The following is a 17,301-nucleotide window of genomic DNA, read 5'->3' as shown; positions in this document are numbered from 1 at the left end:
GGAGGGGCGATATGAGCGATTTATTTGCTGACCGGATTCCCCCGCACAATATGGAAGCGGAGCAAGCGGTGCTCGGTGCAATTTTTCTTGAGCCTTCAACGGTGATTACTGCTTCTGAGCTACTTGTTCCGGACGACTTTTACCGGACAAGCCACCAGCTTATTTTCTCGGTGATGCTGGATCTTTCAGAACGGAACGAACCGGTCGATGTGGTCACAGTAACGAATGCACTTCAGAATTCAAAGCGGCTTGAGGAGATCGGCGGGGTATCTTATTTGGCGGAGCTGGCAGGATCTGCACCGACAGCTGCCAACATTGAGTATTACTGCTCCATTGTTTCTGAAAAAGCAACACTTCGCCGTTTGATACGAACAGCAACACAAATTGTTTCCGATGGCTATACGCGTGATGATGGTGTCGAGGGCATTCTAGATGATGCAGAACGGAAAATACTTGAAGTAGCTGAGCGAAAGCGGAATGGTGAATTTCAATCGATCAAGGATGTGCTGATTGAAACCTATGACAATATTGAAATGCTGCAAAAACGCAAGGATGATGTCACCGGCACACCAACCGGCTTTCTTGAACTTGACCGGATGACCGCAGGCTTCCAAAAAAGCGATCTTGTTATTGTCGCCGCTCGTCCCTCTGTAGGTAAGACAGCCTTTGCTCTTAATATTGCGCAGAATGTTGCCATTAAAAACGAGGCAAATGTCGCGATTTTCAGTTTGGAAATGGGAGCAAAACAACTGGCAATGCGTATGTTGTGCGCAGAAGGGAATATTAATGCTCAGAAGCTGCGAACAGGCAGCTTGGAGGATGAAGATTGGCAAAAGCTGACGTATGCAATGGGCAGCCTGTCACGTGCGGGTATTTACATTGACGATTCTCCGGGTATTCGTGTCAACGATATCCGTTCCAAATGCCGAAGACTGAAGCAGGAAAAAGGTCTGGATATGGTGATGATTGACTACCTGCAGCTGATCATGGGTTCCGGCGGCGGTCAAAGACAAGAGAATCGTCAGCAAGAAGTATCCGAAATTTCGCGAACACTAAAAGCGATGGCCAGAGAACTGGATGTACCGGTTATTGCGCTCTCACAGCTGTCGCGTGGCGTGGAAGCACGTCAAGATAAACGTCCGATGATGAGCGATATCCGCGAATCTGGAAGTATTGAACAGGATGCTGATGTTGTTGCGTTCCTATATCGTGATGATTACTACAATAAAGAAAGCGAAAAGCAGAACATAATAGAAATCATTATTGCTAAGCAGCGTAATGGTCCGGTAGGTACCGTCGAACTGGCTTTTGTTAAAGAATACAGTAAATTCGTCAATATTGATCGGAAACACAGTGATGATGATATACCAAGAGGCGCATAATGGTTTTCTACATGTTCTAATCCGAACAATTAATAAAACGGAGCTCGAAATGTTCGTCTCCTCATTGACTTTTAAAACTAATTCCTGTTAGACTTAATAGTGGCTTTAGTGAACTAAAATATTATTTTGTAGAAGTTGGGGGCTAAGTGAATGTCTTCTGTTGTTGTTGTTGGCGCACAGTGGGGCGATGAAGGGAAAGGAAAGATTACCGACTACCTTTCTGAGAACTCGGAAGTAGTTTCACGCTATCAAGGCGGAGATAATGCCGGGCATACAATCGTCTGGAACGGCAAGACGTACAAATTACGATTAATGCCATCAGGAATTCTTTATAAAGAAAAGATCTGTGTTCTTGGGAACGGAATGGTTGTCAATCCTAAGTCCCTGTGCAGAGAATTGGACTACATGAAGGAGAGCGGTGTGAGCACGGATAATTTGCGTATCAGCAACCGTGCCCATGTGATCCTCCCTTATCACTTGAAGCTGGATATGCTTGAAGAAGAAAACAAGGGTGCGTCCAAGATCGGTACAACGCAGAAGGGCATTGGTCCTGCTTATATGGATAAAGCGGCGCGTGTCGGCATCCGGATGGCTGATCTTCTGGAGCCGGAGACCTTCCGAGCGAAGTTGGCGAAAAATCTAAGAGAGAAAAATCGACTTCTTGAGAAGTTCTATGATACCGAAGGCTTCAATATTGATGATATTTATGATGAATACATTGGATACGGAGAACGCTTGAGACCTCTCGTGTGCGATACTTCTGTCGTTTTGAACGATGCACTTGATGCCGGTAAACGCGTCCTGTTTGAAGGCGCACAAGGATGCATGCTGGATATTGATCAAGGCACGTATCCATTCGTCACCTCCTCCAATCCGGTAGCCGGTGGCGTCACGATTGGCGCTGGTGTTGGTCCATCAAAAATTAATCACGTTGTCGGTTGTGCGAAAGCATACACAACTCGTGTCGGGGACGGTCCGTTTCCAACAGAACTTACCGATGCAATTGGTGATCAGATTCGTGAAGTCGGTCATGAATATGGAACAGTAACCGGACGTGCACGCCGTGTCGGCTGGTTTGACAGCGTAGTCGTTCGTCATTCGCGCCGTGTCAGCGGTCTGACGGATCTCTCGCTGAATTGTGTGGACGTCCTCACCGGACTCGAAACGGTAAAAATTTGCAAAGCTTATAAATATAAGGGAAAACTGATTGAAGAATTCCCGGCCAGTTTAAATGTTCTTGCTGAATGCGAACCGATTTACGAAGAAATGCCTGGTTGGAAAGAAGATATTACCGGAGCAAAATCGCTTTCTGATCTTCCTCCAAATGCTCGTCACTATATTGAACGGATTGCACAGTTAACTCAGGTTGGTCTGTCACTGTTCTCTGTCGGTCCGGACCGTACGCAAACCATTGAAGTGCGCAATCCCTTCCGCTAATCTAAAAATTAATGGAATAAAAGTTGATGTCATGGCCATCCTTAAAGAGGCTGTGGCATTTTTAATATTATTTTTCAAAGCAGAAAGCTGCTTATCAGGTTCGAGATTCCCGGCCTGTCCTCGAGGTTCAAAGAATCAATTTCAAAAAAAACTTGCGTTAATAAAGCGACCATGGTAAAATATTTCTTGTGCCGCAAAAAGACATGCTTTTCTTTTTAATAATATCGCGGGGTGGAGCAGTCTGGTAGCTCGTCGGGCTCATAACCCGAAGGTCGTAGGTTCAAATCCTGCCCCCGCAACCAAATGGATCCGTGGTGTAGGGGTTAACATGCCTGCCTGTCACGCAGGAGATCGGCGGTTCAAATCCGCTCGGATCCGCCATTATTATGGCTCGGTAGCTCAGTCGGTAGAGCAGAGGACTGAAAATCCTCGTGTCGGTGGTTCGATTCCGCCTCGAGCCATGTTTTGCCAAACATAAGCGATAAAACGCTCTTAATAGAAATGGTACTTAAGTGGGAAAAGTCTCTGAGATCAATCAGAGGCTTTTTCCTGTTTCGTAGGAGTAAAATAATTGTAGGCAGAAAAATAGCCTTGATTTCCAGCTAATGGAAATATCCGTTAACTGGAAATCAAGGACACCAAGCGGTAGCGCGGTAGGGCCGAGAAGCGATCGCTATGGAAAAGAGGGTGACCCCTTGGTAGAATCAAAGTTGAGCACAACGATTCGGAAGGAGCACCCTCATGAAACAGAATAGCACAGTGTACATGAATTTAAAACAATTGGAACAACTGGTCTGGCGACAGGTACAGGAAACCTTTGCTCAAGTGATGAAAAAGCTCTTGGAGGATATGGACCAACAGATTGCCGACGAACGAGATAAAAAACAGTATCGATGGGTGAGTAAACGCCCGCTTCAAATCACCAGCCTTTTCGGTGAACTCACGGTCGAACGCACGTACTATCGCGACCGAACCCAGAACGAATATGTCTATCTCCTGGATCGGTATTTGGACTTTGAAAATGCCGGTCATCTCAGCCCGATGGTTGAGGAAGCAGCGATTGAACTGGCGATTCAGGGCCCATCCTATCGCAAGGCAGCCCGGGCTCTGGAGACGTTTCTTGGCTATTCGGCCATCAGTCATGAAGCGATTCGGCGGCATCTGCTTGAGACGACACCGATCCCGAACCCACGGGAAACGATCCATCATCAAGTTCTTTTTATCGAGGTCGACGGTTTGTTTGTCAAGCATCAGGAAAAAGGCGTGCGAGGCAAGGAGGAACGCGTGGCCAAGATCCATCAAGGATGGGAAGAAAACGGGAAGCGGATCCAACTGAAAGAGAAGCGCCATTTCATCCACCGAGGGAAGCAGCCATTTTGGGAAGCGCTCGAGGATTTCTTGACAGAGACCTATGATTACGACCCCATCGTGCACAAGCTAGTCATTAACGGAGACGGAGCCAGCTGGATAACGGCTTGTCGCGACTATTTCCGAGATCGTGCCTTCTTTTGTATCGACCGCTTCCACGTGATTCGGGACATTCGCCGTCTGTTTTTCGGGCATCCTCGGTACAAAAACGTTCGAAAAGCCTTGCGCGCCTGGGATGGCACAGCGGTGGTGACTGAACTCAATAGTGCGGTTGGCACTCTTGAAAGCGAAACACAGGAAGAACGGCTGGAGGCACTCATCCAGCAACTTGAGAACTATCCGGAAGCATTAGGCGATTATCGAAAATGGCTGGAAACATTCGCGATCAACACGGAGGGGATGCGGACAATGGGTAGTGCGGAAGCGACGATGAGCCAATTGGCCAAACGCATGAAGAACGGCCGCAGTTGGGTCGAGAAAGGGAAACAGGCGATGATGAACGGCCTGGTTGCCCAGATGGATCACATGGGTCTCCAAACGCTGTTTGGTCGCATGGACCGTTGGAATGAGGTCAAGCAGGACGAGGCAAAACCTCCGAAACACTACGTGGAGAAAGTCACGCATACCGTGGGTGAATGGGCGCAAGGCAACTTACAGTATCTGCAAGGTAAATCAGGCATTCCGATACATCGGGCACTGAAGGCGCTGAAAGGTTTTTAAAAGACAACAAAGATTCAACAAGGACAACCCCTAAAACAGTGAATACGCTTACTTACCTAGTCATAAAAATTTCTGCCTACAATTGCTTGACTCAACCCCTGTTTCTGTCATTATGACATCGAGATCATGATTATGTTAAAATAAACAGGAAACAATCTGATCGATAAACGAGGGTTAATTCGGAACAAAGTGGTTCCATTCAGAGAGTAGAGTATGGATCATAAATTGCAAACGCAGCTCGCCATTACTCTGATACTGATCGAACGATTAGATAGTGGGACAAAGAAAATATTGCATGGGAAATAAATCACAAGAATTCAACAAGGGGGCTGCACGAATTGGAAAATAAAATTCTAGTTGTCGATGATGAACAGCCGATTGCGGATATAGTACAGTTTAATTTGGAAAAAGAGGGCTATGAAGTTATATGCGCTTATGACGGTGAGGAAGCACTTCAAAAGGTTGAAGAAGAAAATCCGGATATGATTCTGCTTGATGTGATGCTGCCAATCAAAGACGGTATGGAAGTATGCCGTGAAGTACGAAAAACGCATAATATGCCGATTATCATGTTGACAGCTAAAGATTCGGAAATTGATAAGGTACTTGGTCTTGAAATGGGCGCTGATGACTATGTCACAAAACCGTTCAGCAACCGTGAATTGATCGCAAGAGTTAAGGCCAATTTGAGGCGACACAGGCAAGAAGGTGCGGAAGAAGAGAAAAAACAAGAGAATAATATCGAAATCGGTGACCTCGTGATCCATCTCGATGCTTATGTGGTTACAAAACGAGGGAAAATGGTTGAATTGACGCATCGTGAATTTGAGCTCCTTCATTATCTTGCCGATCATATCGGACAAGTAATGACTCGAGAGAATTTGCTGCAGACGGTGTGGGGCTATGACTATTTTGGCGATGTGCGTACCGTGGACGTTACGGTGCGACGGCTGCGCGAGAAAATTGAGGACAATCCAAGTAGGCCGGCATGGATTATAACACGGCGCGGTGTCGGTTACTATTTGAAAGAACCAAATCAGGAGTCTAGTGATGAATAAGGTCGGTTTCTTTAAATCGATTCAATTTAAAGTCGTTTTAATCTATGTACTTCTTATTCTGCTTGCCATGCAACTGATCGGTGTGTATTTTACAGATCGCGTCAAAACGATAACTCTTGACAGCTTTGAGAAGTCGCTTGAAAGTCAGAGCCAGTTAATTGCATGGAATGTCGGCGAAGCCATACGTGAAGCAAAGGAAACGAATGCCGATGATTCGAATCATGTGACGGATCAGATTCAGAACCAATTGCTGGAGCTTGATAGTAATATTAGAGAGATTCAAGTCATCGATCCAAACATGGTTATTATTGCTGCAGATGAGAAGCATCAGAGTACCGTAGGAAAACGAACAACCAACAGGCTGGTCATTCAGAATCTGTCATCAAAGGTAACCAATAAATACCGAACTACTGACAATAAGAATGGTGAACGCGTCGATGTTGTGACCACACCGATTCAAGTAGACAGCATGCATTATGGTACGCTTTATGTCGAGAAAAGCTTTGAAAGTGTCTATAGTCAGCTGCAGCAAGTCAATCAGATTCTTGCATCGGCGACCATCTTCGCATTATTGGTCACAGCGATTTTAGGCTTTTTTCTCGCACGCACCATAACACGTCCGCTTGTACAAATGCAGCGTCAAGTACTTGCCGTGTCACAAGGGAATTTTACGAGAAAGGTGAAAATGAGTGAGCCGGATGAGATTGGTCAGCTCGCCACTTCGTTTAATAACATGACAATGAAGTTGCGTGAAGCGAATGCGACAACAGAATCAGAGCGGCGCAAATTGAAGTCGGTCCTTACCTATATGACCGACGGGGTCATTGCGACTGATCGCAAAGGGAACGTTATCTTGATGAACAACCGCGCTGAGCAGCTGCTCAATGTTTATCGCCACGATGTGACCGGCAATTCGATTTTAGATTTGCTCAAGATTCGCAAAGAGCACAAAATCATGGATCTCTATGAGTTAAATGATTCCATTGTGCTTGATTTCAGCACAGACGATGAAACAATCCTGTTGCGTGCGAACTTCTCAGTTGTTAAAAAGGACAACGGGCTTGCCAATGGGTTAATCGCGGTGATTCATGACGTAACGGAACAAGAGCAAGTAGATATGGAACGGCGCGAATTTGTGGCCAATGTCTCGCATGAACTGCGTACACCGCTGACCACAATGAAAAGTTACTTGGAAGCGCTGCAGGACGGAGCGGTTGAAGACGCAGCACTCGCAACGAAGTTCCTTGGCGTGACCCAGCGTGAAACGGAGCGTATGATCCGCTTGGTCAACGACCTGCTCCAACTTTCCAGACTGGATTCCAAAAACCATAATCTTCGTCTTGAACGAACGAACTATATAGAATTCTGTGGCAGTATTGTTGATCGATTTGAAATGTCCAAAAAACAAAATATTGAGTTTGTCCGCCATTTTCCGAAAGGGTCGTTCTTTGTTCAGGTCGATCGCGACAAACTGACGCAGGTGATCGATAATATTATTTCCAACGCGATTAAATATTCTCCTGAGGGCGGTATTATTACGATCCGCATCACACGCAGAGGACGAAATATCCGAACAATGATTAGTGATCAGGGGGTCGGTATTCCGAAGGAAAATCTGCCGAAGATTTTTAACCGATTCTATCGTGTTGATCGTGCGCGTTCACGTAAATTAGGCGGTACAGGACTGGGACTCGCCATCGCCAAGGAAATGATTGAGGCGCTGGGCGGAGAAATCTGGGCGGAAAGTGACTGGAACCGAGGCACAACCATTCATTTTGTACTCCCGCTGGATAGAAGGGAACTCTAAGATGCATCGTGAAGTATTCAAATCCGTATTGTTGGGTGTGCTCGTACTTGCGAGCGTCGCAATGACCTTCAATATACTTTTCTATAAATCTGATTTCCGGAATTATAATCCGAATTCAACGAAACAGGTCGCCATCGCAAAGGCGCAAAAAATACCTGAAGTGATTCGCCCTAATTTGATGCTGGAACGCAATAAGAACGGTGAGTTTGGTCAAACCAGCAGCAGTCAGATACAAAAGGTGTACACGCTGCTTCGCCAGTGCGTTTTTAGTGACCTATCAAGTGATGACTCCGACAATGACAACGGTAGTGACAGCACTCATTATAAGCTTGTTTTTCCGGCGCCGCTTACATTTGATGCGTTGAGCAAAGTGTTTCAATTTGACAATGATAAGTCACAGAGTACAAATCATGTGCTTGTAGATCGTGTTGACGTATTCAGTTCCTCGAACGGACAAAATGTTACGGCAATTTTCTCTTCTCAAGATGAAAAAAGTAAATTCTATACAACGGTTGATCATTTGAATATTAACAGTTTGAAAGCTTTATTTGCTGATGTGGATCTTCGCCCTTATGAGCGTACGGCTTTGAAAGGAAAGGTCGTCTATTTACCCCAGGAAAAGACAGCAGTAGATTCAGAAGTCAGCTATTATGAACGACTTTCCTTAGAAAAATTCATACCGATTTTTTTTACCGATCCCGATAACGTATTTGCTGCAAAAGGAAAAACAGAATACACGGACAGCGAGCGGCAAATAGAACGCACGAATAATATTATCCAGTTTGTGAATCCGGGAATTACGAGTACATCGGAACAAAAACAGGATCCGATTATCGGCAGCTTTGACTGGGTGAACAGCGTTAAATTATGGACTGATGATTATATTTACCAAGGTGTTACATTGAAAAATTTTCGCGGGGATGGAACAGTCAGCTTTCGTATGACCATAGGCGACTATATGGTATTCAATACGGAGTACCCCAATTGGTATTTGAGTATGATTGAGCTTACTTGGCGAAGCGGTGAATTAAGCAACTATAAAGGCACGCTTCTTGATTTGAATCCTGTTGACAGTCAGGGAAGCATGACACTTGACTCAGGTAAAGATATACTTAATCAATTGAGCCAAGCCAATGTACATGTAAAGTCTATTGAAGATCTGGCTATTGGCTATGAATTGAAAAATCCGGACACAGGTTCAGACCAATCCATAGTGGCAACGCCGGATTGGTTTTATAAAATCGGCGGCCGCTGGTATTCAGTGACCGGTGCGCTTCTGCCTGCCCATGGTATTAACGGGAAGGAGGATCCGTCATGAATTGGAGCAGAACAAAATCAATTTTCATTATTTGTTTTCTTCTTCTCGACGTCTTTCTCGTCTTTGAGATGTACATGAGACAGCAGGATGAGAGTGTTGAAGACGTCTCAGACAGCGGGTCGAAATACAGTAATTACAAAGCAGAAACCGTGATTCCATCACTGCCTAAAGATGTCACGTTCCTTCGTGGAACAAGAATTGATTTTAATCAACAGAAAGATGCGCTTGTTCAGTTAACGGATCGTAAAGAGGATGCCGAAAAGCAAAAAATCACTTTGGAAGAGGATGGTCGGCAATTGACGGGGCTCTTTTCGACTCCTAAAGTGCTTGGCAATGTTAAGAAGAATGAAGATATACAAAACACGCTGCTTAGCATGGTTTATCAGGGGCAGGATTATAAATTCTGGGAGCTTGGGGCCGATAAAAGCACTGTGAAATTTGTCCAGACTTACCGTAACCGGCCAGTGTATGTCAGCACTCGAAATCGATTGCAGATGCTTGATTTTACCGTTCAAGATGATCAGGTGACAGGCTTTCATCAAAACTATTTTAAATTAAGCTCGAATCAGAATAACCAAGTGGATCTGATTAATGCTGAACAAGCTATTAAGTATTTGGCAGATCGAACCGATCTAGTGGGCTATAGTACCTTGCACATTAAAGCAATTGAACTATGCTACCTAAATACGGTAGGTGATGGCAGCGCTGACCCGCTCATCTTCGTTCCGGCATGGCATATTACGATTCGTACGAACGGTCATACAAGTGATTACTTTGTTAACGCGGTCTCTGGCAACGTACAATCAGTCAATTAAAGGTCGATTTTTTCACCCTTGGGAGGGGTAGAAGTGACGTTACATTTTAGTGTACTGGCAAGCGGCAGTACGGGGAACTCGCTCTATATCGAAACGGAGCAGCAACATTTATTAATTGATTGCGGATTAAGCGGCAAGAAAATGATTGAATTACTAGGGCAAATCGGACGCCGACCAGAAGATATCGATGGGATTCTGGTCACCCATGAACACAGTGATCATATCAAAGGGCTTGGCATTTTCGCGCGCCGTTTTCATACGCCGGTTTATGCAAATAAGAAGACATGGCAGGCGATGTCGGCCGGAATTGGCGAGATTCCAGTCGAGCAGAAGTTTGAGTTTGCGCCGAATACAACGAAGGAATTCGGAGGCTTGGTTCTTGAGTCGTTCTCTGTTTCCCATGATGCTGCTGATCCGATGTTTTATGTTGTTCATGATCACGAGAAGCAGCTGACACTGCTGACTGATCTCGGTTATGTTTCCGAGCATATTAAGGGGTTAATTAATAACTCAGATGCATATATTATGGAAGCAAATCATGATACAGAGATGCTCATGATGGGGCGCTATCCATGGAGTGTGAAACGGCGTATTTTGGGCGATACCGGTCATATTTCAAATGAAGAATCAGGGCTCGCACTGACTGATGTATTTGGAGACCGGACAAAGAAAATTTATCTTGCCCATTTGAGCAAGGATAATAATATGAAAGAATTGGCACGGATGAGTGTCGGTCAGCGTTTGGAAAGCATTGGGCTTAAATTAGGAAGGGAAGTAGCTCTTCATGATACCGATCCTGATCACGCAACGGAATTAACCGCGATTTAGGTTTAGTTGATGGTGACTTTGGCTATTCTTTACATAGAACAACGGCAATTTTACGATGCATATAGAAATAGTCACATAATTTTTATTAGCAAGATATTCAGTGGTAAATTATTGATAAAGAAGTTATGTGATTACTGGGACTTCAGATCGTTTTGAAGATCGTGCGCGTTTCTTTGGTTCCGGGTATCATTGTAAATGTTGTGAGGGGGAAATGTGTATGGGGTATTATGATGACAACCACATAGGGAGCGATTCGGAATCCGAAGGCAATTCCCGCCAAAAACGAGAAACCCGCATGCGTGGCGGTTGGTTTTTCTCGGGTTTCATCGGGGCTGTCGTCGGTATGGTTTGTCTTTTGATCTTTGCTCCTATACTTTCGGATCTAGGCGTCTTTCCCTATCAGGTGTCGACAGGCGCACAGAATTCCAATAATGTGAGCAATCCGACATTCAATCGGCAAATGAATGTTAATGTTACCTCATCGGTTACTGAGGCGGTAGACAAGGTATCACCTGCAGTTGTAGCCGTCATTAATCTGCAAAAGGCAAATTTCTTTGATAATAAGTATACTGAATCAGGAATCGGTTCAGGTATTATCTATAAAAAGGATAATCAGTATGCTTATGTGGTAACGAACAACCATGTGGTTTCTGGTGCGGAAAAAGTGGAAGTTCGCTTGAATGATGAATTAAAAACAAATGCTACAGTTCTGGGAAAAGATGCACTTTATGATTTGGCAGTGTTGCGAATCCCGGCGAAGAACGTTAAAAGCGTTGCAGAGTTCGGCAATTCGTCCAAACTAAAGCGAGGCGAGCCGGCGATTGCAATTGGCAACCCGCTCGGATTTTCCGGTTCGGTAACTGAAGGAATTATCAGTTCGACGAGCCGAACGATTCCGGTTGAAAGCAACAACGCTTCAATCGAGGCACAGGTTCTCCAAACAGATGCGGCCATTAACCCTGGGAACAGCGGTGGTGCTCTTGTGAATATTGCAGGTCAGGTCATCGGTATTAACTCATCAAAAATTGCGTCGACAGGAAGCGGTACTGATGAGGGCGTTGAAGGTATCGGATTTGCAATTCCAATTAATGTTGCGAAACCGGTCATCAACAAACTTGAATCCGGGGGCAAAATTGAACGGCCGATGCTGGGCGTCAGTATCGTCGACCTTTCCATGGTACCGAATGAAGAAGCAAAGCAACTACAGCTGCCGTCCGATGTAAAGACCGGACTGGTTGTTACCGATGTTCAAAGCTCAAGTCCTGCTGCCAAGAGCGGGCTCGAAGCAGGCGATGTCATTACGGAGATCAATGGGCATAAAATCAAAAGCTATATTGAATTTTCCACGTACATGTACACGGAGCTTCATGCCGGACAAACGGTGAATATTAAATATTACCGGATGGGTAAAGTGCATAACTCCACGTTAACGTTAGGAAGCAAGACATTTTCTTAATAGGTAAATACCATGCGGGCTCAATAACCGGAATAAGGTTATTGAGCCCGTTTTTATTACACAATGTGAGTAACATTGTGGACAAGATGTTGTGAACAAATATAAGCAGGGCTGTGGACAATCTGTGTGCATCATCGAATAAATATCCACAACTTATCCACATTTGAGGAAAAACTGTTCATAACTCTGAAAATTCATCACATTCAACTATGATAAAATAAAAAGAAATCATATGTGTAAAAAGAATAAAAGCAGTGAAAAACCCGGTAGCATGGGAGTTATTTGTATATGCAGAACACAATGGTACATGAAAAAGTCGATGAATGAATAAATAGTGAATTGTGACAAATTCTGAGCGGTTATAATGAAAATAGTTATCCACATTCGTCAAAATACAACATTTTTCGATGCGTATATCTTGTGGCAAACGAATGATTCCATACAGAATATAGAAATGGCCTGTGGATATGTGTATAACTTCTGTGCATAACTCATAATAAGGTTGGGATAAGTTGTGAATATCAGTATTTTAACGGTTGGAAAACTAAAAGAAAAATATTTTAAACAAGGAATCGATGAATATGCAAAACGGCTTGGTCCCTATGCCAAAGTTAAGATCATTGAAGTTCCGGACGAAAAAGCACCGGAAAATCTTTCCGAAGCGGAAATCGAACAGGTGAAATGTTCCGAGGGTGAACGCTTGCTGAAGAAACTGCCCGATAATGCCTACGCGATTGCACTTGCCATCAAGGGAAAGCAGATGCCTTCCGAAGACTTCGCGGAAAAAATTCAGGAACTAGCAACTTATGGTCACAGTGACATTGCCTTCATCATCGGCGGGTCAAACGGCCTGAGCAATGAAGTTCTGAGCAGAGCCGATTTCCAGCTCTCCTTCTCCAAATTCACATTTCCGCATCAGCTCATGCGTCTGATTCTGATCGAGCAGATTTATCGAGCGTTTAAGATTATGCGGAATGAACCGTATCATAAGTAAATGAGGTTTTTTGGGGGGAGTCAGTGAATAAATATACATAAAGAAATTTTCGTAAAGCGTAGTAGACAGCAACCGCCAAACTTCTGCCGACCTCTGCGCCCCGCGTCCAGCGACTTTCTAACGTGCCGATAGATAATAGATAATAGGCATCGATCAATTCGGCGCTTGTGAGAAGCAGCTGCATACGGCGTGATGGACAATGCGTACATAGGCCAGCTTTTCGATCGTCGGTAATCCTTTTCCAAAAACCGCACTGTCGTCCGTACACGGCCGGACGAACGCACCACCGAACATGTCGGATGGTTGTAATGACCGGCATACAAATGAGCAGATGACGCCCAATAATTGCGCTTAAAATACGGCGTAAGGGACTGAATGACCGGCGTCGTAATCAGCGCACTCCGGCAAAGATATTCAGCGAATCTTTCATGGGTGTGTCCGTGATATAGCTGACACGCGCCAGGCATTCGTTCTGCGTGACCGACAACACGGGTCGTATCCAATGGCGTTTGTTCGATCGTGTTTTTCGTGTGCGCTCTCCCTTGATTTCCTGCATCGATGCATCCTTCTCTCCTTTTAAGTCTGCGACACATTCTCATGGTCGCAGACTTAATTTATGAGAGGGACAGCCAAATAGAACCATGCGACACTTATTTCTTGCGTGAAGGCAGTCCATATTTCTTTTGGTGCTCTAAGATTTTTTGGATGAGTTTGTCCCGTTCCTGTTTAGTGAGCTTTCTTCGCCATGGGTTATATCTCCTTTTAAAATTGGCATGGCAAAAAAGGTCAACAATTAGTCACATTAACTAATTGTTGACCTTTTTTAATAGGAGCATAGTGTACAAGGGTGCAAAATGGAGGGATAATGCTATGATCCAAACAAGATTTAAAGTTATTCTAGACTGGCCAAATTGCATATCAGGGGTTGATAATAACCAAAATATGTTGCTTGGCGCGTTACTTAGTCATGTGGTAATTATCTATTGACTATCGTTCGGCAATTATAGACTAGCTTGTCAGTAATATGACCAACACAGCAAAGGAAGGCTCTAAGAGAGCGGATAAATATACTTATCCAAATCCATCTCCATCTCTCTGCTTTTCATGCGACGGTTATCAATTTATTTCGTAATTTTGAAAGGCCCATTGTTGCATCCTTGAAAGAATAAGTATTTTCGTGTATTATAAATAACACGAACGTATGTTCCTGATTATGTGGATGACAGTATTTAGGCATGTTTTTGGCAAGGTTTAACAGATATAACGATTTATGATGGGAATAAGCACCCGGCACATCCCCTTTCATTCCTCTTGATGACATAGAAAACACATCATGTCATACTATCTTGAATTTTATGTATCTGAACATATGGAAAATACTAATTGAATCAGGTGGGCGAAATGAAAAGTGTTAGAAATCCTAGTGAAAAACAAGCGGTTATCGATCTAAAAGATTATCTTTATCGTTGCCAGTTGTTATTTGTGAAGATGACGCAATCGCCTTTTTTGTTTGATGATTATCATATTGAAATCAGTCGCTAGATTGCAATAATAAATTAGCCATCTGGACATCCGGAGGTACCACTAGGTTTGTTCCTGCCGCCTAGGCGGCAGGAACAAAAAGCAACTCAACTCACCAGTTTCTGTAATTCCCTTTTGAATGCTTCAGCGGGTGTCCGGTAGTTCAGAATCTTCCTTGGGAGATGGTCAATGGCTCGAATCATTTGGCAGATGAACGTCCGAGAATAATTTTCGATCGGCCGACCCTTCGGAATGAACCTGCGGATCATCCCATTGTGACGTTCATTCGTCGGCCGTTCCCAGGCGGCGTACGGATGTGTGTAGTAGACATGCGTGTCCTGATCCTTCAGGCTGTTCGTCAAGCTTGAGAACTCGCTGCCATTGTCGGCCGTGATCGTCCGAAAGACGCGACCGAACAACGGACCAAATCGGTCGATTAACCGCTTGATGGCATAGTCTACTGAATCCGGATCTTTGCCGTCAATCTTTTGGGAGATCGTGTCACGGGTCTTGCGTTCCACCAGTGTCAGGAGCACATCGTCTCCACCGGATTTTTTACCGACCACGGTATCGATCTCCCAGTGCCCAAACTGTTCTCGCTTCTGAACTTCCGCAGGCCGGTCGTCAATACTGTCCCCCAGATGCTTGATGTTGGGTCGATGCCTGGATTTTTTGGAACGGTAACGGAGTTTGTTGGGCAGATCCAGGTTCTTTACTTTCAGGAATCCGCGATCGATATAGCGGTATAACGTCCGCGTGCAGACCCTGACCTTGCTTTTCCACTTCGGATCTCGGTTGGCGGCACCACAGACCGCATCAGGAGACCATTTGTCTGGGGACAGGATCTTATGCTCGGCATAGGCGATGAAATCTGAAGCGGCTGCCAGTTTATACCTGCGCCCACAATGACTGCGATTACGTTCATAGATGGCTTGTCCGGTCTCCGGAAAATAAGCTTGAAAGTGTCGATGGTTGGCGCCGATCTGGGTGGTTGTTCCCCGACGCAGTTCGTTCAGCACGGTCTGGTGGGAACATCCGATCGCACGTGCAATCTCACGTGATGAGCGTTGCTCCTGATGAAGGACTTGGATTTGTCCGCGCTGGTAGGCATTCAAATGTGTAAATGTACGATGTTTTGTGCTAGGCTTGAGATATACCATTATAAAATCCGCTTCTTTCATTATGGTTTCGACACTTTTAATGATAACACCGGATTTTATGATGGTGTTTTATTACTCCAACCTAACTGGCTAATTTGATTTTACAACTGGCCTTTTATAAATACCGCATTTCTTGGACCACATTACAGAGAACAATTTTTTGAGAATCCCATGCAACGGTTGCATGAATTTCTGCTATAATGAAGTACACGGGAGGAATATTGATGGTAACCATTCGGGATGTAGCAAAATATGCTGGTGTATCTGCATCAACGGCATCACGCGCCATACGGAATAGTTCACTAATCAGCCCAGAAACACGAAAAAAAGTGCAACTTGTTGCAAAAAAAATGAACTATGTTCCAAATTTCAACGCACATAATCTAGCAACTAACGCCAATAACACTGTTGGTATTGTTTTCCCAGTTGATAAGGATGATTTGTACCAAAACCCCTTTTATACTGAATTAATTGAAGGCATTAATCAGGAGTTAACACCAAAGCATTTTTTCATGACGGTGGCTTTAGGTGGTACCATAAAGGAATTGAAGCAAACTATCAAAATAATGATTGAAAATAGTAAAATTGAGCAATTCATTTTATTGTATTCTATTGAAAATGATCCTATTTTGAAATATTTGCAGCAACGAAAAGCAAAGTATGCTGTCATTGGAAAGCCCTATACTAACGCCAATAGCATCCCCTATGTCGACAATGATAATGTCAATGCTGGATTAGATGCAACGGAATATTTGATAAACAAAGGACATCGTCAGTTAGGGTATGCTTTTACTAGTAGATACCGATTGGTACAAACAGACCGAATGCTTGGTTTTCATGAAGCAATTCGTCGCAATGATTCTTATGGTTATGATCTGGAACTGTGCAGTGAACGTTTTGGTACCGCCATTAAGGAATACTTGCAACGCTATCCAGACATTTCTGCCATTTTGGCGAGTGATGATATTTTAGCCTTTCAAGTCCAAAAAGCTGTGCAGCGAATTGTCCCTGAAAGGCAGATTGAACTGATGGGATTCAACGATTCTTTATTTGCTAAATTTGCCGAACCGAAAATCAGCACCGTACAAATTTATCCGAAACGACTTGGCAAGGCAGCCGCACAGTTGATTATTCAGCAACTCGAGCAGGAATCGAATGAACCTTTCGAAAAAATAATTGTACCCTATAAAATCATCGAACAAAATTAATTAAAAAATTTATCGGCTGATTTGGTCCGCCAATCGTGCAGTTAATTCGCCTAAACCGCGAAGGAGCTGCTTTTTTGTTTGCTTTTTGATGCAATCGACTGTCCCTTCGTAAAAAAATCTTAAAAAACCCAATTGCAACCGGTTGCATTTTTTTGTAAGCCGTTACATAATAGATTATGCAAGTAACGAACATTATCCTTTTTAAGGCATTGTTGTTCGATTATGGAGG

Annotated in this window: 13 protein-coding genes and 3 tRNA genes; 14 read left to right on the top strand and 2 right to left on the bottom strand. The window is 44.2% G+C overall.

Translation table 11 applies throughout. The annotated features are described in order from the left end of the window. The first annotated feature begins 11 nt into the window (after window positions 1-11). From dnaB to rlmH, 13 genes are all read left to right on the top strand, one after another. On the top strand, window positions 12-1,382 hold the full coding sequence (dnaB, locus tag AC6F33_RS17165; RefSeq protein WP_255748708.1) for a replicative DNA helicase: 1,371 nt from the start codon (window positions 12-14) through the stop codon (window positions 1,380-1,382). Window positions 1,383-1,532: 150 nt separating this feature from the next. Then, window positions 1,533-2,819 (top strand): adenylosuccinate synthase, encoded by a 1,287-nt coding sequence (locus AC6F33_RS17160; RefSeq protein WP_255748709.1) that lies wholly within the window; start codon window positions 1,533-1,535, stop codon window positions 2,817-2,819. Window positions 2,820-3,044: 225 nt separating this feature from the next. Beyond that, a tRNA-Met gene (locus AC6F33_RS17155) sits at window positions 3,045-3,121 on the top strand. Window positions 3,122-3,124: 3 nt separating this feature from the next. Continuing rightward, window positions 3,125-3,200, top strand: a tRNA-Asp gene (locus tag AC6F33_RS17150). 7 nt (window positions 3,201-3,207) lie between these two features. After that, a tRNA-Phe gene (locus AC6F33_RS17145) sits at window positions 3,208-3,280 on the top strand. A gap of 280 nt (window positions 3,281-3,560) precedes the next feature. Then, the gene (locus AC6F33_RS17140; protein ID WP_480947438.1) at window positions 3,561-4,907 is read left to right on the top strand and encodes an ISLre2 family transposase; all 1,347 of its coding nucleotides are present in this window, start codon (window positions 3,561-3,563) and stop codon (window positions 4,905-4,907) included. A 338-nt stretch (window positions 4,908-5,245) separates the two neighbouring features. Then, window positions 5,246-5,965 carry a response regulator YycF gene (yycF, locus tag AC6F33_RS17135; RefSeq protein WP_255748710.1) on the top strand — a complete coding sequence of 240 codons (720 nt, stop codon included), beginning with the start codon at window positions 5,246-5,248 and terminating at the stop codon, window positions 5,963-5,965. Beyond that, window positions 5,958-7,772, top strand: a complete 1,815-nt coding sequence (gene walK, locus AC6F33_RS17130) for a cell wall metabolism sensor histidine kinase WalK (protein WP_255748711.1) — start codon at window positions 5,958-5,960, stop codon at window positions 7,770-7,772. Before yycF ends, walK begins: the two co-directional genes overlap by 8 nt. A 1-nt stretch (window position 7,773) precedes the next feature. Continuing rightward, complete coding sequence (locus AC6F33_RS17125; protein WP_500777521.1) at window positions 7,774-9,090, top strand: YycH family regulatory protein; 1,317 nt, start codon at window positions 7,774-7,776, stop codon at window positions 9,088-9,090. Beyond that, on the top strand, window positions 9,087-9,905 hold the full coding sequence (locus AC6F33_RS17120; protein ID WP_500777520.1) for a two-component system regulatory protein YycI: 819 nt from the start codon (window positions 9,087-9,089) through the stop codon (window positions 9,903-9,905). The genes AC6F33_RS17125 and AC6F33_RS17120 overlap by 4 nt, the downstream gene beginning before the upstream one ends. A gap of 33 nt (window positions 9,906-9,938) precedes the next feature. Then, window positions 9,939-10,733, top strand: a complete 795-nt coding sequence (locus AC6F33_RS17115; RefSeq protein WP_255748714.1) for an MBL fold metallo-hydrolase — start codon at window positions 9,939-9,941, stop codon at window positions 10,731-10,733. A gap of 217 nt (window positions 10,734-10,950) precedes the next feature. After that, a complete protein-coding gene (locus tag AC6F33_RS17110) occupies window positions 10,951-12,189 on the top strand; it encodes a S1C family serine protease (protein ID WP_500777519.1) in 1,239 nt (412 codons plus the stop codon). 514 nt (window positions 12,190-12,703) lie between these two features. Next, a complete protein-coding gene (rlmH, locus tag AC6F33_RS17105; protein WP_500777518.1) occupies window positions 12,704-13,183 on the top strand; it encodes a 23S rRNA (pseudouridine(1915)-N(3))-methyltransferase RlmH in 480 nt (159 codons plus the stop codon). Window positions 13,184-13,203: 20 nt separating this feature from the next. Here rlmH and AC6F33_RS17100 read toward each other — a convergent pair whose 3' ends face one another. Both AC6F33_RS17100 and AC6F33_RS17095 read right to left on the bottom strand, forming a co-directional pair. Further along, window positions 13,204-13,776 carry a hypothetical protein gene (locus AC6F33_RS17100; protein WP_500777517.1) on the bottom strand — a complete coding sequence of 191 codons (573 nt, stop codon included), beginning with the start codon at window positions 13,774-13,776 and terminating at the stop codon, window positions 13,204-13,206. 1,035 nt (window positions 13,777-14,811) lie between these two features. Beyond that, window positions 14,812-15,867 (bottom strand): IS30 family transposase, encoded by a 1,056-nt coding sequence (locus tag AC6F33_RS17095; protein ID WP_500778180.1) that lies wholly within the window; start codon window positions 15,865-15,867, stop codon window positions 14,812-14,814. A gap of 221 nt (window positions 15,868-16,088) precedes the next feature. Between AC6F33_RS17095 and AC6F33_RS17090 the strand changes: the two genes are divergently transcribed. After that, window positions 16,089-17,072 carry a LacI family DNA-binding transcriptional regulator gene (locus AC6F33_RS17090; protein ID WP_500777516.1) on the top strand — a complete coding sequence of 328 codons (984 nt, stop codon included), beginning with the start codon at window positions 16,089-16,091 and terminating at the stop codon, window positions 17,070-17,072. The last annotated feature ends 229 nt before the right edge of the window (window positions 17,073-17,301 follow it).

The organism is Sporolactobacillus sp. BBK16-2 (genome assembly GCF_059878335.1).
Note: the sequence above shows the minus strand (reverse complement) of the source record. Positions and strands in the feature narration are given on the sequence as shown.